Source organism: Deefgea tanakiae, assembly GCF_019665765.1.
In the GTDB taxonomy this organism is placed as follows: domain Bacteria; phylum Pseudomonadota; class Gammaproteobacteria; order Burkholderiales; family Chitinibacteraceae; genus Deefgea; species Deefgea tanakiae.
On the sequence record NZ_CP081150.1, the window covers coordinates 936,565 to 958,254 of the forward strand.

The following is a 21,690-nucleotide window of genomic DNA, read 5'->3' on the forward strand; positions in this document are numbered from 1 at the left end:
ACATAAAAATTAAATAGATTCAGCATAAGCAGTAGATGCTGCGAGCGCCACCCTCGTTAGTAGAGTTTATTGTGGCTTAATGATTTCGGATACCAACTTAGGTGATGTGGACGATCTGCTTTGGTCGAAGTGTTGATGTCAAAACTTGGAAAACAGGCTGCAAACGATCAGGTTGCGGCCTTCATTATTTTGGTGGTGGGCCATAACTGTTCGGCCAAAGCGGTCGCTGGTGTACTTCTATACTAGATAGGCCATCTTAGTTTTGCATCAGCTGCTGACTACGCCGACAGTTAACTTTTAACTGATAGTTAATTAGAAGCATGTGTGAATTTAGAATCAATGGCGTTCCCTATACAGGTCTAAATGCAGCATGGGGGAAGATCAATTTTAAAATAAAGTGATTTTAAAAAAGGCAGTATTTCTTAATTTAAGTTAAAGCAACCTCTAATTTTTTAAGTTTAACTGTTATATTTGGAAAAATTGCCATGCAAATAGAGCCAGTAAATAATTTGGCAGAAATCACTCGTCTACTGGACTATTGCAATTTAAAAAGTTGCGATGTCGCAGTAGAAAGCCCACCGTTTTTCTATGGAATACACTACAAGAATGAGTTGGTTGCAATTATTGGCTTAGAAATTTTCGAGCATGTTGGTCTGCTACGCTCATTGGCTGTCGCCACTGCATTTCGTGAAAAAGGATTAGCTACTTCACTTGTCTTATACGCTGAGGAGCAAGCCCGGCAACAGGGGGTAAAAACGCTTTATCTGTTAACAAATACGGCTGAGGTGTTTTTTCTTAAGACCAGCTATCAGACTACAGAACGCAATATGGCTCCAATAGAGATTCAGGCAACAAGCCAGTTTTCTGAACTTTGTCCTTTGTCTTCTGCTTTTCTTTCAAAGCAACTAACAAACTGAGCTATATTTAGGCGCTTAATTTTTTGAGTGTTTTTATCCGCTTAGCCGATGCGTCGATGCCGATAATTTAAAATGAATGGTCGAAACCCGTTAGGTAGCGGCCCTCATCACTATGAGTTTCTACACAAGCTACTCGGCTAAAGACGACAATCATGTGCAGTCATGACCACATCCACAATCTTACATTTTCGTCAGCATCATAGAAAGTAGGACAATATATGTCAGCTAACGATAGACTCAACATAATAGTCGATTAACTACTATAACCCGTATACAGCCTCGCTTTGCAAGGGAGGATTGACTTTTTACCGAGACAAACAATCTCGGCCAGGCCCCAACATCAGCTGCATTTGCCAATTGCGAGCGGTAAGCAACGCTTAGGGCGTCTGCGCATCACTAATTTTGAAGCAATTACGACCTGCATTTTTAGCACAATACATTGCTCGGTCAGCGTGACGAAGTAGACTAGCCTCATCCAGTCCATCTTGTGGATAGTACGCAAAACCAATACTGGCAGAAATCTCAACGCGCAACGTCGGGTCAAGTTGATAAGGCTGCGCAATGCACTGCAAAATACTGCCGCCAACTTGCTCGGACTCCACTCCTGGCGACAGACCTCGCAGCAGCAGCACAAACTCATCCCCGCCTAAACGGGCCACGGTATCACTCGCACGAACCAGAGATTGCAGGCGGCGCGCAACCTCAATTAACAGCAGGTCACCTGCTTCGTGACCATGGAGATCATTCACCTCCTTAAAATGATCCAGATCGAGAAACAGTAGTGCAAAACCGTCACCTGAACGCGCGCTTTGCTGGCAGGCCGTAGTCAGACGATCGGCAAACAACAGGCGATTTGGCAGGTGAGTCAGTGCATCGCGATAGGCTAAATTCTGCGCTCGCACCCGCTCGCTAATATCTAGCTGCACGACGAGAAACCGATTAAATCCGCTAGCACGGTCTTGCTCCAATGCAGCAGACATCAAGACATCAATTAATTCGCCATTTTTGCTCACCAACTGCTGGCGAACATTCTGGCAGCTTCCTACCTCGAACAATCTTGGAAACTGCTCATTTAGCTGGCACTGGGCAGATTCTGGCTCTAAAAAATCGGTTGCCGCGTGACCAATCACCTCAAGATACGAGTAACCCATGGTATTGAGCCAAACGTCGTTGACCGTCAATATTCGCCCACTTTCATCACATGAATACATCATCACCGGTGTATGTTGATACAAAGAGCGATAGCGACGTTCACTTTGCTGCAAGGCAATCGATGCCGAACGGTTCATATCCATTGCCACGGCCAATAACAGCGGAGGAATCAAGGTAGCCAGTACTGGCAAATAAAATAGCGCATTACCCCAGCTATACAAAGTCGGTGGTGGCAGTAACAGCCCAAACGTGATCAGCACGCACAACGCAATAGCGACCAGCATATTTGCTAGCACCGTACCTGCGACGCCACTTTGGTAGGCAATGTAAAATAACGGAACGGTGATATAGATATATGGAAATGGCAAAGTCAGTGGCACTATAATTGCGATCACCAAGCTTAGTAGTAGCATTACCGATAAATAAGCATTGAGCAAAGCCTGTTTTAAACCGCTCAATCGATTAACACTGATCCAATAAGCTGCTGGCAATACACTAACACTGCCAATTACAGCCCCCTCGGCCCAGCGCACAAAAACATGCATCACCGCAATATCATCTAGCGCAGCAAAAACCACCGCCGATACCAGAGACCCAGCCAAGACCGGCAGAATCACTCCTAGCCAGATTAGCCGAATCAATCCAGCAACATTGAAAAACACCCCGGTGTCACGAATTTGGCTCCGGAGTAAATAGCCACCCAATACGATTTCGGTCAGATTCCCGGGAATGAAGATCAATGACTGCGACAGCGGTGTCCCCATAATGCCATTGGCCAGCGCAATCGCGGCTAGCAACAGAGCAAGCGGAGTTAGCCATCTGGAGAAATCTAACTGACTTAAATAGGCAACACCGATGGCATTCGCGAACCAAATGAGTGCAATTCCTGAACCGACCCGAAAAATCGCGATCGACATAATGGCCACGAGAAAATAAATGAACGCAATAAAAATACTCAGCCTTAGTTCTTCATTGCGTAGGGGATTTAGTTTGTTCACGCCGAAGATCCCCTCCGCCGCCACAACCAAAGCGCACACAACAGCGCCAAACCCGCCAACACCGCTGCTGAATACTTTAATATTAAAGAATACGGAATAGCGTCTTTGATTTGCTCAGGATTTAACCAGCGCGCCAGCAATGCTTCTCGTTGCGCCAGCGGCATACTCAACAACGCCTGATTGAGTCGCTGACCGATTTCAACTTGCCCCTTTGGGTAGGCAAAGCTGAGTTGATACTGAAAACCGATATTTTGCACCACTCGCCACTGCCGATATTGCTCAGCTTTGGCAATAAAAATCACACTCGCAATATCAGCCACCAGCGCATCGACCTTGCCTTGCTTAAGAAGCAACAACGCCTCCCGATCATCATTCACCGCCAACCAAGCGATATTGGGAAATTTATCCTGCACAAAAGATTCAACGGCATACCCTTTGCCGACCGCAACTGACTTGCCTTGCAGCGAGAACAAATCAACAGCTGCGCCATCATCACGCGCAATCAATACGGCGGGTACAGCCACATAGGGATAAGTAAAACTCAGATACTCTGAACGCTCGGCTGTGGGGCGTAATGAAGAAATAAGATCAATTTGACCTAACTTGGCCATTTCAAGAATAGAGGCCAACGAACTGGCCGGAAGAGTTTGAATTTGCAGCGCTGCAGGCTCAGCAATCGCCTGCAGTATGTCCCATGAAAGACCGCGAATTTGCCCCTGCTCATCTTGATAGATAAACGGGCCATAGTCTTTTTCAGGTGCAAAGCGTACTTGCAGCGGCGTCTGTGCCCACACTAAAGGCATCCACAAGACAGCAATCAGCAAAACGAACTTGAGCATGAGTTGGACAATCTGGAACTTGATTATCCAACTATAGCCAGACTCCCCACCTTTTTATATGCTTTTATTTAAATTTCACAAGTGGTAATTAATATAAAAATTAAGCACTCAAGCCAACTTATCCTGTTGATTAAGTCGTTTTGCAACTGCCTTCGTTTTGGCTTCTGCACGACGATCTAGGCCATTTCCCCCTCCATCAAAAGCCCAAGCCGCCCTTGTTACGAATAACAGCACATCGTCTCTACTCTTGGCTATATTTAATAGTCTAAACACATAAAGGAATACAAAGATGAGTGCAAAGTATCTATTAGCTAATTGTGCCGTAATTCTTGTGTGCTCCATGCCAGTGCAGGCCGAAACCACGCCAACAGCCAATACCACATCTAATATAGAAGTGATCACAGCCGCGAAAGAAAAGGCGGAAGAACAACTAGATGAAGGGCTAAAGAGCTTTGGCTATCTGTCGGGGTTAGCCCATGGTTGCGTTGACTCAAGCCAGAAAACCATGCTGGAACGCGAAGTCATGAATCTTAATAATGAAATCGCCCGAGCTCTGGGCGTGGATCGCGCCTTTTTGTTCAGCGCAGCTTTTGGCTATGGCTCTAAAATGCAAATAAAAACAAGCGACTGCAAAACAGTCTTGGACAACTACGAAAAACGCGTTACTAAATTCCGCGCCAGCAAAGGAGGCCAAAAGTGAGTAACCCTGTTACTTTGATACTAGCCGTCTTTACTCTGAGCATGGTTGCTTGGGCTAACCCCGCACAAGCAGGCCGCTATGAAGTTAGGCGCGAAGTGCGTGAAGGCATTCGCTCGGTCGAGCGAGAAAAACGCGAAGCCCGTCGCGAGTTGAGCCGCTGCACTACCCGCGACTGTGCTCGTGGTGAAATCCGTGAAGGCTTTCGTGAAGTCAATCAGGAACGACGCGAAGCACGTCGAGAAATTCGCCGCGAAATTCGCGAGAATCGCCGTGAGCAATATTGGGATGATTACCGCGACGACCGCCGAGATAATTTTCTCGGAGGCGCAGTAGTCGGCGCAGCGATTGTCGGAATTGCTGCTGCAATTTCTAACAGCGATTAATACTCCGTCTGCAAGGGGTTACAAACTGTACCCCACCAATTTTAAGCACAGCAAGCCGCTGTGCGAAACCGCACATTTAGTTCAAAGTTGCTTAAACATTCCTTAAGATGAATGCGACAGACTAACAAGACAGGTTTGATTGGAGTTAATCATGCCTTGTTTTTTCCCGTGATTGGTACCGAAAATAATTGCCGAAGCTTCTTTTATAGTTACGCATGCGTGTATGGCTTATATCAAGACGGCGTCAGCAAAGTGGGCCAAGCGAAAACCAATGCCCCTCGAGAAGTGTGCTCAACCAAACGTAAAGTTGATGCGAGCATATCCCGTGACATCGCCTATTAACGTTGTCGTTAACTAGGCCGTAAACTATAACCATTGTCGACAATTGGTTAAAGCCTCTGCATGGCGTCGTTTTCTAATGTAATCGTGATGGCCCCTTTGTGGGGGATTGTAATATGGCAATGCATTTCATGCTTGTTAAATTATTTGAAATAACCAAGTCAGTATTTGTACTAACTTGAGAGTTGGAATATATCGCTTTAATCTCTATATCTCTTTGGTTTTAAATTCAATCTATGCTCAGTTTTTTAGGTTTTTCTGCTTGCAAGCGCTTAAAGCTCATAGTGCTTAAGCCATTTTTTCTGGTCGTGCTGTGTTGGCTCGCACCCTTTGCCTATGCAGGCGTCGAAGCGGATTTAAGCGGACGCCGTATTGAGTCGGTCAGCGTTCGTTTTGACGGTGGTCAGCAAGAAAACGCCACCTATCGCGACGCGGCATTGAAAGCCTTTGCCGCCCATCCCGGTAACCGATTTGACCCGGTGCGTAGTGACTTGATGCTCAATCAGGTACGGCGTTTGAGCTTTGTGGGCGACGCTCGCTATGAGGTGCAAACTAGCGCTAGCGGTAACCTTGAACTGGTCTTGGATATCACCCTGTCGCAAGTGGCTAAACCACTCGCTGATAGTACGATGGGGCTGTTTGCAACGGGGGATTGGCAAGATTTCCCAACCCTTTACGCCGATGATCGCTCTGTGCTGCAAGCCAAGCTGGTGAATAAGTCGATGGTTTTTTCCAATACTCATGCTTTCTTTGGCCGACCAGAAATTCTAACGGCTGGTAATCCACTGGCAAAAACGCCATCAGGCTCAGGCAACGACACGTGGTTTGAAAGTAGTGTTGAAGCGGGGTTGTACGGTATTAATGCAGTGACCGATCACATTTCTGTTTTTGGTGGTGGCAGTTATATTGCTTCTGGTTCTTGGGGGCCAGAATTATTCACCGATCAAACTCGCACGCATGGTGGCTTTGAGGATGCTTACTTTGGCTTTATCGGTCGTAATACGACTGAGCAGGGGGGCGTACGCCAAATGAGCTTGCTCTATGGACGTAAAGCGTTTCAGGTCGATAACGGGATGATTTTGCGCTTGGCCTCAGCCAATGGTGGTGATCGAGCCGCATTGCAATCCAATCCCCGCAATGCCGCAGATGAATTAATCCATGCGCAGTTTGTGTATGACGATCACAAGCTGGAGCTATTTCAGCTTGATCCCGATGAACTAGAGCCCATCGACAGCCGAACAGTCATTCAGGGCGTGAATTACGAAGGTCGTGTTTTGCCTAATCTACGTCTGGGCGCCATGGCACTGCAAGTGCCTGAGTCCACCTTCAAATATTACACACCCACTGCGACGTATTCACGCGAAGGTTTGGAAGTTTTGGATCTTCGCTTTGCGTTTGATCCGCCTGCCAGCGTGTCAAATTTTTATGCCAACGCAGAGCTGGCACGCCAAACGAATCGCAATTTTGATATGGAGGCGTGGGGCGGTTATGCCGAATTGGGTTATCAATTTAGGGATACTGCATGGCGTCCGACCTTGAGCTACCGTTATTCAAAATTCACTGGTGATAATCCCGATACGCCGACTTTTGAGCGTTGGGACCCTTTGTTTGCTGGCGGCGCTGGTGACGAATGGGTGCAAGGTTTAAATCAATATAAAGTGGTGCAAACGTCCAATGTGATCGCGCATCGTTTTATGGCGCGCTTGCAACCCGCACCGCGCTGGGAATTAACGCCCCAATTCTGGCTCTTTAAAGCGGATACTTTAAATAATTTGGGCGGGGCGCAGGCTTTGTCGGTGCTCGAATCAGATGATCTTGGTATGGAGCTGAATTTAACAGCTCGTTATGTGGCCAACCCCAATCTGATTTTTGTGTTCTCGGCCGCGTATACCCAGCCCGGTGAAGCCATTCGCAGTGCCCTCAACAATGATTACCAAAATTGGTTTAGCGCCAGCGCGCTGATGATTGTTCGATTTTAATGACCATCCTCAAGGGGAAAACGCATGAAAAAATTTGCAAAATCGTTAGGTATTTCGATGTTAACTGCCGGTTTGCTCGCCAGCCCAGCGATGGCCGAAAACTATAAAGCGGTCGATATTAAACCGGTTGACCCTGCGTATTTCGCCGCGAAACGGCATGAAGGCCGCACCTATCTGATTACCGGCGGCGCGCGCGGCATCGGTGCAGCTTCTGCGATTCGTTTGGCACGCGAAGGTGCCAATGTAGTGATTTTTGACGTGCTCGCCAAAGAGGGCGCTGAAACTGTCGCCCAAATTCGCAAAGAAGGCGGTAAAGCTGAATTTGTTAAAGGCGATGTACGCAATAATGCCGATCTACAAAAAGCAGTGGCGCATGCAGTAACGACCTTTGGTGAGCTGAATGGCGCGCTGAACTCGGCGGGCGTCATGGCGGCAATGGCACCAGATGCAGTGTTTGATTATCAAAAACAAAAAGACTTGCTACCCAACCCGATTGCCGATGCGGGTGATGAATATTTCGATACGCTGATGGACATCAACGCCACTGGCGTCTTTAAATCGATGCGCGCCGAACTCAAACCAATGCTTAAGCAAGGCAAGGGTGGTGCCATTGTGAATATTTGTTCGATTGCCGGTTTAACGGGCTTGGCTGGCAACTCAGCCTATGTCGCCAGTAAGCACGCGTGTAGTGGCCTAACGCGCAGCGGTGCGATTGATTATGCGCCGTACGGCATTCGCGTGAACTCAGTGAATATGGCCGCGACAGAAACGGCAATGACCGATATGGCGATAAAGTATGTGACGGCCGCTAGCAAGGAAAACGCGGGCTCGACGGTGCCGAATATGGGCCGCACTAAAACGCTAAGTCTACAAGCCTACGCTGATAGCAATAAACGCCAATCGACGGTATGGGAACAGGCTGCGGTGATTAGCTTTTTGCTCTCGGATGAAGCCTCCAACCTCACCGGCGCGCTCTATGCAACTGATGGTGGCTGGACTGCTTATTGAGCGCAAGCCGCTAAAAGTGTTTGATTCAAAGTATCAAGAATCTATTTTTCGCACCGATGAAATTTTAAGGTGCTGTTCAATGTAGGTACTAAAGCCTGGGGTAAGATTTATCAAAAATTTTTCTTCTAGATGGCAGCTAAGGCCAATTTGTCGAAGCTAAAGCGTGAAAGATAGGCCGCTAACCATTGAGTTGCGGCCTTATTCATTTTGGATGTATGCCAAAGCTGCTCGGCTAAAATCGCCTCTCACGTAATTCTGTCCGTATAGCATGCAACTAACCTGTCGATCAGCTATGGTAAATGATGAAAATCAATTTCCAACTCACTGCAGTCGAGCCTTCGAATGACATTGGTTTGTAAGATATCTACATCACCAGTGAACATCTTGCCGCTCTTCAAGCGCTCCACTTGCAACTTTAAAAGTGCGGTTAAGAACGACCTACTGTTAGATAGTATTAGGATGCTGATCCTTCACTTGGATAAGGCGTTTAGGAACTGACGAAAAATGCACATGAGAGAAGACCCGCTATCACCTCCTGATTTGGGGGCAGAAATAAATCACCTTAGATTTACACTCGATCATGTCGGGGCTTATGTTTTCACTAAGGATCTCGAAGGGCGGTACACCTTTGCTAATGAAATGGTCTGCGATCTTTTTGGTCAACACCTAGATGACGTAATCGGTTTTACGGATGAAAAATTCTTCGACCTGACAATTTCCGATGAATTGCGCAAAAATGACCTGAGTGTTTTAAAAGACGGCAATCATATCGAGCAAGTAGAGCGCAATATCATCGCCACGACGGGTGAAGAGCGTATTTTTTGGACGGTCAAGCGCCCTATTTGCGGAGCTGATGGCAAGGTTACTGGGCTTTGCGGCATCTCAACGGACATCACGGAACGCCTTCAGCTCGAAAGAGATTTGGAAGAGCAGAAAAAGCAGTTGAGCCAAGTACTCGAAAACATGGACGCCTATGTATATATCAAAGATCGGGAGGGGCGTTATCTGTACGCAAACGAAAATTTAGCTCGACTGTACTCAAAGCCTGTTAATGAAATTGTTGGAACGTTGGAGCAAGACCTGCTCACACCTGAGACATCCGAACGTCTTGCTGCGATGGATAAAGCCGTTTTCGACGGCGGATGTAAAGTGACTGGGGAGGAAATCGTCTCGGATGTAAACGGGAAGGAAATATTTTGTTGGTCCATCAAAATCCCATTATTCAAAGATGGTAAAGCTGATCGATTAATAGGTATTTCAACAGACATAACCGATATCATTCTCCTCAAAAACAAATATCAAAATTTGGCCCGTATCGATACGCTGACCGGAGTCCTGACGCGAGGTTTTTTGATTGAGCAAGCTGAAAGTATACTGTTGCGAACCCAAAGGCGGGAAGCACGCTTGGCGGTGCTCTTGATCGACATTGACCATTTCAAAGCTATCAATGATTCCTATGGCCATGCATTTGGTGACACCTACATCATTAGCATCGTCAACGCTTGCCAAAAGACATTACGCGAGAGCGACATTATTGGCCGATTCGGTGGGGATGAATTCATCATCGTTATTGATGAGGCAGACGAAGACGGACTGACAATTGCTGCGGAACGTTTTTTGGCGTCGTTACGCGATAGTATCCTCACTGCGCCTGATGGAAAGAAACTTAAACTCTCAGTCAGTATCGGTGCTGCCCTATCAGACCAGTCCAGTACTTTTGAAGAACTGATGGCAAGAGCCGATCATGCCCTCTATCAGGCGAAAAAAGCCGGCCGAGGGTGTTGGCGGACAGCTCCAAGTGCCAACTCCTAATATTCCGTTTACTTGGCATACAAGTAACAGCGTTGAGCAACCATACCATAATCGATGATACAAATAGTGGCGACAGCAGCAATAAGATGGGAACAAACACTTATGGCTTGCAAAGCGGCTACAACGGGAGCCTCGGAGAGGCAGCAACTAGCCGACAACCGTCTGCTAAAAAGGCATTGTCGACAGATTCACTGGTGACAAAAAAGCTAGATGACCGATGTAATGCTAAGAAACACATGAGTGACCGCAAAGGCCGATGTGTCGATGCCGACAGTTGAAAATTGAGAGGCCGCTAACCATCAGGTTGCGGCCTTCGTTATTTGTTCATCACAGATAATCATTGAGCCGGCGAAGACGAAGAGATAGGGGCATCGAAGTTGAGCAATGCCCGGCATTCAGCGTACTTCGTATCGCTGAGAATCTTTTTTTCGTCCAGCTCAATAACGTGTGCTGCACTCTTATAGCTATCGATTTCGCTACGGTTCATAGCGCACAAAATGAGTTGTGTGTTTGGAGGTACCGAGTCCATCAGGAACTTAAGGATCTTCTCGTAGTTGAAATCTGCTTGTTCCTGTTGATTTGGTGTATCGATTACCACTGCCGAGAATACCTCATTCTCTGCTCTATGCGCCTGTCGGATAATGGACATGTAATATGCTAGGAGGCCACGGGTGCTTTCCGCCGCGCCACCGCTTCCATAGAGCTTCTTGTAATCAAGAGGGGACTCGATTGGGGATAGATTTATGCCTTGAGCCTTCAGCTCATCGATATACTTAGCCAAGGAGTCTTTGAAGGTGGCATCAAGATTTTCTCGTTCATCCTTAGTCAATAGCTTCTTCTGTTCTGCTCTCAAGTTTTTGTTGGTGGCATTGATGGTTCGGATCAGAGTTGTTTTGGTCTCCATCGTTTGCTGCACATGCATCTGAACTGCGCGAGAAGCGATGCTGCCTAGGAATGATGATTCGGCTGAGTTTGTCCCTGTGTCAGTCGTTTCGGAGGAATCAAGCGATTTATATTTGTTGTTGATGAAATCAATTTCAGTACGCGTGCTCTCGTGCTGTTTCTGAGTTCTAACCAGTTTTTTGTCTAGGAGGTCAATCTTTCCGCTGAGCTGTGTCACTAGGCTGTCTGCTTCATCCTTATCTGCGAGGATGGAGGCTCGTCTTGGTGACGAGTTATCGTGCTCGGTTCCACATAGCGGACACAGCAGGGACTCACCTTCAACGCATTCGACAGAAAAGGAGTAATCCTTTTCAAGCTCAGTAGATGCTAGCGTTGACAGATCAAGTTGACTTTGCAAATAGAGGCGTTCAGTTTGGATTTCGGCAATCGTACCAAGTAGTTCTTCTTGTTTAGCCTGGAGGTTGGCAATGTCTTCAGTGACCTCCGCAGCGAGGGTGTCGAACTCTCCCTTTGAAAGGGCAACGGTTTTGATCGATGTAGGCAGGTACGTTTTGACGACCTCGATTGCAGTCTCAATCTTCTTGACCTCTATTTCTGCTGTTTTTTTCTCAAGGTTTCGAGTAGCAATCTGCTCTTCGAACTCGAAAAATTCAGGTAGCAAATAACCTGTATGATATTCGATGATGGTCTTTTGCCACTTGGAGTATTGCTCAAGATTGATGAAGCCATTCCATGCGTGAGACCAACTCCGCCGCTGATCTACATAGAAAGGCAAAAAGTAGAAGGCAGGAGGGGGAGATTCAAGTTTGGTTGCATCGTTCCTGTTTGGTAGCAAAGCCTTGAAACCAACGATCTCAGCAAAAACCTCAGAGTACTTACCAGTGATTTTAGGAAATTTTTCCCATTGACCATTTGGACGATGGAGAAACATTATGTTTCCGTATCGTCCAACCTGATAGGTCTCCCCTCCAATAGTGAAATCAACCAAGCAGCGAACATCAAATGATGCCCATGTGATATCCAGCTCCAGATCTCCACCTAAAGTCCAGAAGAGCAACTTGGCTAGTGTCGATTTTCCAAAACTATTGTCGTTCGCCGTTATCAGGTTGAAGCGTGGTTTGAACTCGAACTGATTTCCGGACTTTAGGGTATCGGATGCTACTACCAGTCGTTTGAATGCTAAGTTTTTCATGCTGCTTTGTCCTGAGATTTCTAATCAGCAGTTTGAAGTTGTCGATGGTCGGCTCATTTTTCATGGCATTTACTCAACAGCTCGTAGATGATCGCAGCTTGGATTGATTCCAAATCAACAAGGTTGTTTTTGGTTGTTTCAGGCAAGGACTCAAAAGCCTTCTTCATAAACCATGTCGCACCTTGTTCTTCGAATGCCTCAAAGTTGCGTTCAACCGTATCTTTGACTGCTTGATGGTTGTCGATGGCAATCAAGGTGCGTTCTAAGCGCACTGCATTGTGGTAGCGCTCAAAAGCTCTCCGAATCTGGATCCGCTTGTTAGACTTAAGTTCAAATTCGTTAAGGATGTCCTCAAAGTCCTGCAAGAAGACCTCAATACCCCTGCTTTCTGTATATGATGAAATGACTCTTTCTACGTCGCTGTGGGTTGTTCCTTTATTCTTTACAAGGTTGTTCCACTCAGTAAAATCAAATGCCACAGCTCCCTTGCGATGCAAGTCGTCAATGAGCACTCGATAGATCGTAGAGGCATTGCACTTGGCACCTGGCGCTTTCACATCGACAAGCTTGGAAATTCGGCCAATAGCAACGTCCTGAAAACCGGATGCCGGCAGATCGGGAGTAATAAACCTCAAAGTTTTAGGAATGGGGTAGGTGCCAAGTTCCTTGTCGAGCGCAGCTTGGATGTCTTTCAAGCAGTCATCGTGGAGATCACCAATCGAAATAATCGAGAGCTTGAGGCCATCTATTTTGGGAGGTAAATTGAAGCCGCAGGTTGCAACTAGATCGAGCGAGTTCAGCTTGTCGACAAAAGGCTTTTCACGAACTCCTTGGAGCATCTTCCCAAGAATTGAATTTGTTACTATTTTGGCCTTAACCTTAGGAACCGAAGTAAGTTTTTGCTTGCTCCAAGCAGACGAGCTGACATTTTTTATCTGATTGAATTCAAACCGTGCGATGGACTCATCGGTCGAAGTTGCTAACACCACGTCTTCATGCAACTCGATAAAGACAACATAATCGTCAGAATTTTCGTGAGCGCCAAGAATTCGGCACAGTGCCCAGTGGTACTGGTATTCGTATTTCTCGAACGTTTGCGCACCCGCCGTTTCTCGCTGTGCTGTGGCAAGAGGGTTATTGCCTGACAATTCCTTTGTTGTATCCAATTACGTCCCCAAGTTTACTTGGCGTTGCTCACTGACGAGATGCCCCATTAACCTTTCACAATTATACAGCTTTTGTTGGCTGTGAGTTTAAAACTTGCTGCGGAGACTATTCGGATTCTAGTGTAGACCGGTAGTTTCACTTTAAATCGTTGAATGACCGCAAAGGCCGATCTGTAGTTGCAGAAGTTTGAACAATGAAAGGCCGCAAACCATCTGGTTGCGGCCTTCATCATTTATTGCACTCCGCTATGGCTGCTCGGTCATTCGCAGGCATTTAATCCGAGGTGGCTCATAATGTTGCTCTTTCTTTTTCAGCCTTCTCGTTGGCATCCATTTCATTCACCAACGCAGTTAATAGTGAATCATGTGCCGCCATTCTCCACTGTTGTTCAATGTGGGTCAGCGCATCACACATGCGCTGGTAATGAATCAGCTGTTTTTCAAATCGATTCGTTTCAGCATAGCCTTGCTGAAGCAAGTTTAAGGACTCTCGCAGCAAGTTCAGTCGTTGCACTTTAAGAAACGGCATTGGCGTCATTTTTCGGAGACGCTCGGTTGCATTGAGTGCAAGGACAAGCATTTTCAAATTAGCTGGGAGCCACATTTCCCGATCATAAAGATGAATCGCGGACCACATTGGTAACATCAGGCTATCAACGAGTGCTGCCGCAGCAACTTTAGGTTTTTGTGAGGCATATTTGCGCATCGTTTTCGTTAATTAAAATAAGTTGAATCGGAGGCGCGGAGTTTAACGCATCGTATTTTGCGAGACGAATCGGACTGATGAATGTTAAACGAAAGCAAAAGTTCATGAGCGGCCGCTTTGGCCGAAGTGTCGATGCCGACGGTTGAAAAATGAAAGGCCGCTAACCACCAGGTTGCGGCCTTAATCTTTTTTGGATCATGCCAATGCTGTTCGGCCATAGCCGACACTCAAATGTCTCTACAAAAGCTAGGGCGATTCATTGTCACTTTCTACAATTTACGCCCAACTCCTGCAAAAAATGGGCAAAAATCACAAATAGTGACAAAAAATGAATGAAAGTGACAAATCAATATTATATTTACATTTAAATTACGCTCCATGAAACCATCTTAATTAAAAAATTTAATTTTTAGTGGTGTAAAATGTAAGGTAAGTTAATTTTTCTCTGGTACGGAAGGTACTATTTGTCACTTTCTACAATTTACGCCCAACTCCTGCAAAAAATGGGCAAAAATCACTAATAGTGACAAAAAATGGCTGAAAGTGACAAATCAATAGATTATTTACATGAAAATTACTCGTGAATCGAAAATTAACTCAAAAACAGGTTAATTTTTGGACCTTGAAAAAACGTAAGACAAACTCTCATCTTGCGTTCCTGATCCACCGAGAGGGTGAAAGTGTTTGGTAAGCTTTTGGTCTCAAACACGCGTTCCGCGCGTTCAACTGTTTTTAATTTTCCGCTGCACGCTTTGCCAATTCGCCCATCATTTTTGTAGCCCTTGGAAACGCGGCTATGAGTTCAGTCCGAGTTCGCAAATGAGGGAACTCAAAAAAACGATATGTATTGACTTTTGGGTATTGATTATCAATGCCTACAGGGCAATACCTGTCATTCTAAAGTTCAGTAGGGCATTCATCGCCGTAGAAATTACGCCGTGGATGGTGGCGGTTCGTGCGGTGTCGTTAAAACCTTGCACCTGCCATAGCGCATCGGTTGGATGTGCGCAGCTTTGTCGCGCTCCATTTATTACGGCTGACGAATTGAATGCAATCGACATCATACGGCGCAATGCGCTTCGCTTATTGACGCCCTACAAAAGCAATGTGCCGTACGCGGTTGGCTTACGATTTGTTTAGTTAGAAAACTTGGCTTTGACACGCCTCTGATAACGAGGCAACAACAGCAAGAGCATTACTACTTACCTCTTTTAAGTTATTAACTGTAATCACGGTCTGTTCGAATCTTTTTTTCAACTCAATGGGTGGAGTTGGGATATTCAAATCTCGCAAGATTGCTAAATTGATGTTTTTCTGAGCAGATTCAGGTGCGTTATCTTCCAGTGTCTTTTGCAAGAAGGATAACCATATTCGAACATATTCAACGGTTGCCGAGTCGACAGCGGAAAACCCAACAACACTGTCTGGGAAACATGCGTCAAATCGCAAAATCCCTGTTTTAGCAATATTTGCCGCAATGGTTATGCACAGAGTGCCTTTGGGCCACATTTTGCTTTGTTGCAATCCTTTATCAGAGTAAGTCGCCGTATAACTGCGTATATAGCCATCGCTTTTTGAAACTTCACCGGTTTGGATAAGTGGATATGCTCCTCCCAAAAGAGAAGGGTCATTTCTTGGTCGATGCTTTGATATTCCACGGTCAAGCGTGCCGATCTCACCGAGTTTTTTAACCGGCCACCCCTTCGGATTAGTGACGGGGTCGCCGAACATTTCTAGGAAGGTGGCGCGGAGGAAGTCGTCGGCGAGGGCGATGGCTTGGGCGCGTTTGCGGCGCAGGCTGTCGGCCTTGTCGAGGATGGCGGCGATGCGTTTTTGCTCTTCAAGCGGGGGAATTTGGATTAGAAATTTTTTCAAATCACGACCGGATAAATTTGGTTGTGCCGCTCCATTTTCAAATTTACTTATTTCTTTCTTGCAAGCGTGGCTGCCTAAGTATTGCATTAGGTAGTTTGTATCAATGGCTTTACTTGGTCGAATAATAATCAGTGATGAAGCTATCGCGGTCTGTGGTAAGTCTTTAATTAATGCAAATTTTCCAATCGATCCGCGTAAACAAAATACAATATCACCAACTTTAGTCTTGCCTGCTCCAAGCTGCGTGTATTTATCTTGAGTTATATAATTAAGCCCAGCGAGGCTGATGCCATTATCAGCAATATCCCCTGCGTTAATAAACGGAATACCACAATCTACAAATTCATCTCTTGAGGGATAGTTTATGCCCCTATCACCATTTTCAAACTCACAAACTTCACCTAGTTCCATCATTGGCCAAGTCACAGCATAGCCTCCAACTCTTTCAACTCTCGCTGAATTTCATCTTCCAGCGTCATCAAGCGGTTCAGAATCTCGCGTGGGTCTTCGTGTTGTTCGACGGCGTAAACCTGTTGTTTGTAACGGTTGATTGATAGATCGTAGTTTTGCGCGACCAGATCGGCTTTGGGTACGCCAAAGGCTTGCTGGGTGCGATCGCTAAAGTCGCCGTCGCGGTTGCACCAGCGTTTGTATTCGGCAAGGACTTTGGGCAGATCGTTGTCTTTGATTGGTTGGCGTTTGTCGTCGAGCGAGTAGCCGTCGGCTTGTACGTCATAGAAAAAAACGTCGTCGGTACTGCCGCCTTTGGCGAACACGATAATGGCGGTCGATACACCGGCGTAGGGTTTGAATACACCGCTTGGTAGTGAAATCACGGCTTCGAGCTGGTGGTCTTCGATCAGGTGTTTACGCAGTTGCACGTGCGCTTTGGATGAGCCGAACAGCACGCCATCGGGCACGATGGTGGCGGAGCGCCCGCCGACTTTGAGCATGCGTAGAATCAGGCCGATAAACAGTAGCTCGGTTTTCTTGGTTTTTACCACGCGCAGAATGTCGGGCGATACGTCATGCTCGTCGAGGCTGCCTTTGAATGGCGGATTGGCCAAAATCAGATCGAAACTGTCTTTGGCTTGGCTTGGGCGCTTTTCGGCAAAGTTTTGGCTAAGCGTGTCTTGGTAATGAATCGCAGGCGCGGCGACGCCGTGCATAATCAGATTCATGCTGGCGATGCGCAGCATGGTGGCGTCGAAATCAAAGCCGTGGAACATGTCGGTGTCGATGTGCTGACGATGCGCCTGCAGCAAGTCACCGCTGTACAGGGTGGCGGTATCGGCCTCACCGCGTTCATTAATAAAGGTTTCAGTATGGATACCTGCCGCACTGCTGTGTGTGCGCAGTAAATGATCGTAGGTTTCAACCAAGAAACCACCGGTACCGCAAGCGGGGTCGCAAATGCAGTCGGTCGGCTGCGGCTCCATCAGCTCGGCCATCATGCGGATGATGTGGCGCGGCGTACGGAACTGGCCGTTGATGCCCGCAGTGGTGAGTTTGCTGAGCAGATATTCGTACAGATCGCCCTTGGTGTCGCCCTGCTCTAGAGGCAATGCGTTGACTGCATTGACGGCCCTGACTAGCAAGGTATCTCGCTGAATCATGAGCTGAGCATCTTTCATAAAGTCGGCGAATAAACTGCCTTCGTTACCACCTCTCTCAGCCATGATACGAAAATGCTTAAATACTTTGTCGCGCACATGCGGCAACATTTGCTCAGCACCAAAGTGCCGCCAGGTTTCCCAGCGGCAATCTTGCTCGTCGGGGTTAAAGCGGCGATTAAAGGCTTGGCCCGTCATCTGGCTACGGCGCTCGTCTTTGCGCTCTTGCATATCTAATAAGCGCGAATACATCAGAAAGGTAATTTGCTCGATGACCGTCAGCGGATTGGTAATGCCGCCGGTCCAGAATTCGGTCCAGAGGCAGTCGATTTTGTTTTTTAATTCGCCGGTGATCATGGTGTTGCCTTCGTTAAAATTTTGAGTTCGGTGATGCAGCGTTGCTCTAGTTTGTAGAGCCCGTGGCGTTCGGTGGTTTTACTTTTTGCCCGTACGCTAAAACCGAGGTCGCGAACATGACGAAGCACTTCATGCTCGTCATGCAGCTCAATACTGTCTTGGGTCGTGTTGCCGTGTGGCGCTACGCGAAAAGCGATGACCCCCGTCTTTTTACACCTCATTTTGATCGGGTAAAGTACGTCGCCACTGCCGTGTATCAGGCAAAAAAGATGGCTAAATCGTTCGATGGTCATGGTCTTATTGATTCAAATTAGGGCTTGCTGGTGCCGCAGGCGGTTCCAGTGGCTCGCCGAAGCTGCGGATGATACTGGAAAGCTCGTTAAATTGATCGTCGTGAGGGAAAACACCTGCAATACCTTCACCATGTATCCGTGTGAAAGGCATTTCAAACAATGCATTGAGCTTGATACCCTTGTTGATGTTGATTTGATCTTTTAACATATCCAAAAAGCGAATTTGCTTGCTGTCGAGATTGTATTTTTGCGCAAATGTGGTGAAGCGTTGCGAGACCGCATTGGCATCTAGGCCGACGATATCGCGCAAGATCGCGCCTAAGGGCGCAGCGGTGTCTGGGTAAAACTGCTTGAGCAAATTCAAATCCAGCGTTGGGTTTTGTGTGTGCAATAGGCTATTGAGTTGATCAAGCTCGGCATCTGAAACGGACAAACCTTCACGGATTTTGATTAGCACAGGGTTGGTGGCAAACAATGGGCGCAATGCCGCTTCAACAGTTTGTTGATAAATTCGCGCGTCGACCGATTTGATGTTGGTGAGTCGCTCACCAATTTCATACAGCGCTTCGTCTTCTTTTACATCGAACACGCGGGGCTCTGGCTTTGGCGGCGCAACGGGCGGCTCGGCCAAGTGAATGATTTCACGCAAGGCGAGGCGTTTGCTTTCCAAATCGGCAAAAGTGACGTCTTGCCAGAATTCAGCGCTTTCGATTTCTTTGAGTATTTTAGCTTTGGCGCGTACTGCATTCAGATTGGCTGGCAAGCGGCTGAGTAAATCCAGAATGTCGGCTTTGACTGGATTGGGCTGTGTGCCTTTGAGTGCGGCATCTTGCGCCTCAGTCATTTGAATATCCCAGCGCAGGGCATCACCTTGGCCGCGAACATCGAGCGCTTGCATCAGTGGCGCGACGGTTTCACCCAAGAGCGTCACGGTGATTGGGGCAAAATCGTGCACGAGCTTGGTGTCGCGGGCTTGCTGCACGGCTTGCCAATTGTCACGCACGCAGATGGTACGATCATCGAGCGTGATGGCATCGTTAATAAGTAAATCTCGCAGCGTTGAAAAGGCTTCTAGCTCACGTGATTTTAACGCCAAGCGTGCTAGATTGAGGCGAGATTCATAGCGACGTTGCGCGAGTGATTTGGGTGTTTTCGCTTCGGCTTCGTCGGCATTCATTTCATGGAAGGCGAAGTTTTCCCAATGATCAAAAATCAAAAAATGCTGTTTGTCTTGCTTGGGGCCAAATAGGTCTTTGCATAGGCGCGTACCACGGCCAATCATTTGCCAGAATTTGACTTTGGATTTAACGGGTTTGGCAAATACCAGATTGACGACTTCAGGTACATCGATGCCGGTATCGAGCATATCGACTGAAATCGCGATCCGCAGCGGATTTTTAGGGTCTTTGAAATTATCGATTAAGGTCTCAGCGCGTGGCTCTTCGGAGTGAATCACGGCGCAGAAATTACCGGAGAATTGCGGCCATTCTTCGTTAAAGACGGTTTCTAGCAAGCGGGCATGTTTGATATTGCGCGCAAAGATGATGGACTTGCCTGGCAATTGGCCGTCGATATCACGAATACCGCGTTCCATTAAGTTTTTCAAAATAGCGCGATTGGTGTCTTCATTGAAAATGGCGTTGTCGAGTTCCTTGCCATCAAAATCAAGCTCATTGGGGTCGATGCCTTGGTCTTCTAATTGCGCGATTTGCTCATCATTGAGGTGCGCGGCTTTAATACCATCGCGCAGAAATTGCGTGGTGTGGGTGACGATTTTGTACGGGACTAAGTTGCCCTCACGTACCGCGTCTTCTAGCGTGTAATTGGCGGTCGGGGTTTTGTAATCACAAGCAAAAAGATTGCAAGTACTGCGGCTAACCATTTCGACTGGCGTGGCAGTGAGGCCGACTTGCAGTGCATCAAAGTAGCGGAAAATATCGCCGTATTGGTTGTAGATCGAACGATGCGATTCATCGGCGATGATCAGGTCGAAAAAGCCCACGTCGAAGTTTTCGTAATCATTGATCAGGCCTTGGTAAATGCCGATGTAAATCCGCGCATCAAATTTGCTGATGGTATTTTGTTGGCCGAAGACGTAAATCGGCTCTTTGAGATAATCGTTGAATACTTTTTTGCCTTGCTTGCGCAGCTCTTTGCGATCGCACAGAAACAGCACGCGTTTAGCCCATTTGGCTTCGATCAGCATTTTAGACAGCGCAATCGCAACGCGAGTTTTACCGGTGCCGGTGGCTTGTACGATTAAGGCTTTGCGATGCTTAGCGGCAAAACGCTCTTTGACACGAGTGAGCGTTTCGATTTGATACAATCGGCCTGCAATCTCAGAATCGGGTTGTATCTTGAGCAAATCAAGGCGGTTATTACGCTGGAAGCCAATACGGTACTGCAGTGTATCTTTGCTATAAAAACCATACACCTTGCGAGGAGGGTAGCCCATCGCGTCATCCCAAACCCAAATATCGTGCCCATTGGTAAAGAAAATCATTGGCCGTTGGCCGTACATTTTTTCTAAGCCATCAGCGTAATCTTTGGCTTGAGCTTGGCCGACACGCGCATCTTTGCTGGTGCGTTTGGCTTCAACAACGGCGAGTGGCTTACCGTTGTCATCCCATAAAACATAGTCGGCATAGCCGATGCCCGTTTGAGTACCTTGATGTTGAACTTCCACTTCTAGGCCAACTGCAGGATTGGGCTTGGCTGCGGTAGGAACAGACCAGCCAACCAAGGCAAGATCACGATCCACCATGTATTCACGGGTTTTGTCTTCCGAGAAATGCAGTTGCCGAACGGTGGCTTGGCTTTGCTGGGCCAGTTGCTCGATTTCTTCCTTGGGTAAAGGGCTATTTGCCTTGTCGATGGCGGCGCGTTGAGCTGCTTCACTAGCGCGCAAAGCTTCTAGCTCGGCGAGCATCGCTTTGATTTGGATTTCTTTGGCCGAGTTTTCTTCTGCGAGGCGTTTTTTCTCTCGCTTGATCGCTGCTTTACTGTCGATGCCTTCGGTTGGTGGTTCTTTGTAGCTACCGAAATCTTCTACTTTGCCGCCAGTGAGTGAAACATGAACCCAACGTGCCAATTGCCATGCTTCATGCAAAGCCCGTAGCGCATCCATTGGGCGAATGGTTTCACCGTGCGCGGCACTATTTCCCAGCCGACGCAGTAAATGAAATTTATCGAGCACCAGTTTATCGGCCAGCATCGTAAAGCTGCCGTTATTGAGTAAATCGGCAAAAGTCGATTGCGGCGCTTTGGGCAGGCGTAGACGGGTATACAGATGATCGACCATGCGCTCAGCTAAATTTCTTAACTTGACGAGCGCACTTTCAGGATCTGTATAGATATAGTGCTCGGCATAGCCGCCCATATTGGCTAGCTCTGGGTAGCTAGCGCGTAGTGGTTCAAAATTCAGTGATTGCAGGTCTTGCATCAACATATCTGGCAGG

The 21,690-nt window shown here is 47.2% G+C and carries 16 protein-coding genes; 6 read left to right on the top strand and 10 right to left on the bottom strand.

The features are described from left to right. The first annotated feature begins 485 nt into the window (after positions 1–485). Positions 486–917 (top strand): arsenic resistance N-acetyltransferase ArsN2, encoded by a 432-nt coding sequence (arsN2, locus tag K4H28_RS04520; RefSeq protein ID WP_221007203.1) that lies wholly within the window; start codon positions 486–488, stop codon positions 915–917. 377 nt (positions 918–1,294) lie between these two features. On the opposite strand, the gene K4H28_RS04525 is transcribed toward arsN2, so the two are convergent. Further along, entirely contained in the window at positions 1,295–3,067 is a 1,773-nt protein-coding gene (locus K4H28_RS04525) for a sensor domain-containing diguanylate cyclase (RefSeq protein ID WP_221007204.1), read from the bottom strand. Then, on the bottom strand, positions 3,064–3,906 hold the full coding sequence (locus tag K4H28_RS04530) for a transporter substrate-binding domain-containing protein (protein WP_221007205.1): 843 nt from the start codon (positions 3,904–3,906) through the stop codon (positions 3,064–3,066). Before K4H28_RS04530 ends, K4H28_RS04525 begins: the two co-directional genes overlap by 4 nt. A gap of 289 nt (positions 3,907–4,195) precedes the next feature. On the opposite strand from K4H28_RS04530, the gene K4H28_RS04535 reads away from it, so the two are divergent. From K4H28_RS04535 to K4H28_RS04555, 5 genes are all read left to right on the top strand, one after another. Then, a complete protein-coding gene (locus tag K4H28_RS04535) occupies positions 4,196–4,606 on the top strand; it encodes a hypothetical protein (protein WP_221007206.1) in 411 nt (136 codons plus the stop codon). Beyond that, positions 4,603–4,989 (top strand): hypothetical protein, encoded by a 387-nt coding sequence (locus tag K4H28_RS04540; protein ID WP_221007207.1) that lies wholly within the window; start codon positions 4,603–4,605, stop codon positions 4,987–4,989. Before K4H28_RS04535 ends, K4H28_RS04540 begins: the two co-directional genes overlap by 4 nt. A 623-nt stretch (positions 4,990–5,612) precedes the next feature. Continuing rightward, complete coding sequence (locus K4H28_RS04545; protein WP_221007208.1) at positions 5,613–7,307, top strand: alginate export family protein; 1,695 nt, start codon at positions 5,613–5,615, stop codon at positions 7,305–7,307. A 24-nt stretch (positions 7,308–7,331) separates the two neighbouring features. Then, positions 7,332–8,315 (top strand): SDR family NAD(P)-dependent oxidoreductase, encoded by a 984-nt coding sequence (locus tag K4H28_RS04550; RefSeq protein WP_221007209.1) that lies wholly within the window; start codon positions 7,332–7,334, stop codon positions 8,313–8,315. A gap of 510 nt (positions 8,316–8,825) precedes the next feature. Then, positions 8,826–10,127 carry a sensor domain-containing diguanylate cyclase gene (locus K4H28_RS04555; protein ID WP_221007210.1) on the top strand — a complete coding sequence of 434 codons (1,302 nt, stop codon included), beginning with the start codon at positions 8,826–8,828 and terminating at the stop codon, positions 10,125–10,127. 337 nt (positions 10,128–10,464) lie between these two features. Here the strand turns inward: K4H28_RS04555 and K4H28_RS04560 are convergent, their stop codons facing one another. The 8 genes from K4H28_RS04560 to K4H28_RS04595 form a co-directional block, all read right to left on the bottom strand. Then, positions 10,465–12,222 carry a hypothetical protein gene (locus tag K4H28_RS04560; protein WP_221007211.1) on the bottom strand — a complete coding sequence of 586 codons (1,758 nt, stop codon included), beginning with the start codon at positions 12,220–12,222 and terminating at the stop codon, positions 10,465–10,467. A gap of 53 nt (positions 12,223–12,275) precedes the next feature. After that, positions 12,276–13,388, bottom strand: coding sequence for a DUF4297 domain-containing protein (locus K4H28_RS04565; RefSeq protein ID WP_221007212.1), 1,113 nt, complete (start codon positions 13,386–13,388; stop codon positions 12,276–12,278). A 289-nt stretch (positions 13,389–13,677) separates the two neighbouring features. Beyond that, positions 13,678–14,094, bottom strand: coding sequence for a hypothetical protein (locus K4H28_RS04570; protein ID WP_221007213.1), 417 nt, complete (start codon positions 14,092–14,094; stop codon positions 13,678–13,680). An 875-nt stretch (positions 14,095–14,969) separates the two neighbouring features. Beyond that, positions 14,970–15,158, bottom strand: coding sequence for a hypothetical protein (locus K4H28_RS04575; protein ID WP_221007214.1), 189 nt, complete (start codon positions 15,156–15,158; stop codon positions 14,970–14,972). Between the two features lie 76 nt (positions 15,159–15,234). Beyond that, complete coding sequence (locus tag K4H28_RS04580) at positions 15,235–16,395, bottom strand: restriction endonuclease subunit S (protein ID WP_221007215.1); 1,161 nt, start codon at positions 16,393–16,395, stop codon at positions 15,235–15,237. Beyond that, positions 16,392–17,939, bottom strand: a complete 1,548-nt coding sequence (locus tag K4H28_RS04585) for a class I SAM-dependent DNA methyltransferase (RefSeq protein WP_221007216.1) — start codon at positions 17,937–17,939, stop codon at positions 16,392–16,394. Before K4H28_RS04585 ends, K4H28_RS04580 begins: the two co-directional genes overlap by 4 nt. After that, the gene (locus tag K4H28_RS04590; RefSeq protein ID WP_221007217.1) at positions 17,936–18,232 is read right to left on the bottom strand and encodes a hypothetical protein; all 297 of its coding nucleotides are present in this window, start codon (positions 18,230–18,232) and stop codon (positions 17,936–17,938) included. Before K4H28_RS04590 ends, K4H28_RS04585 begins: the two co-directional genes overlap by 4 nt. A 4-nt stretch (positions 18,233–18,236) precedes the next feature. Next, positions 18,237–21,680 carry a DEAD/DEAH box helicase family protein gene (locus tag K4H28_RS04595; RefSeq protein ID WP_221007218.1) on the bottom strand — a complete coding sequence of 1,148 codons (3,444 nt, stop codon included), beginning with the start codon at positions 21,678–21,680 and terminating at the stop codon, positions 18,237–18,239. Between the last annotated feature and the right edge of the window lie 10 nt (positions 21,681–21,690).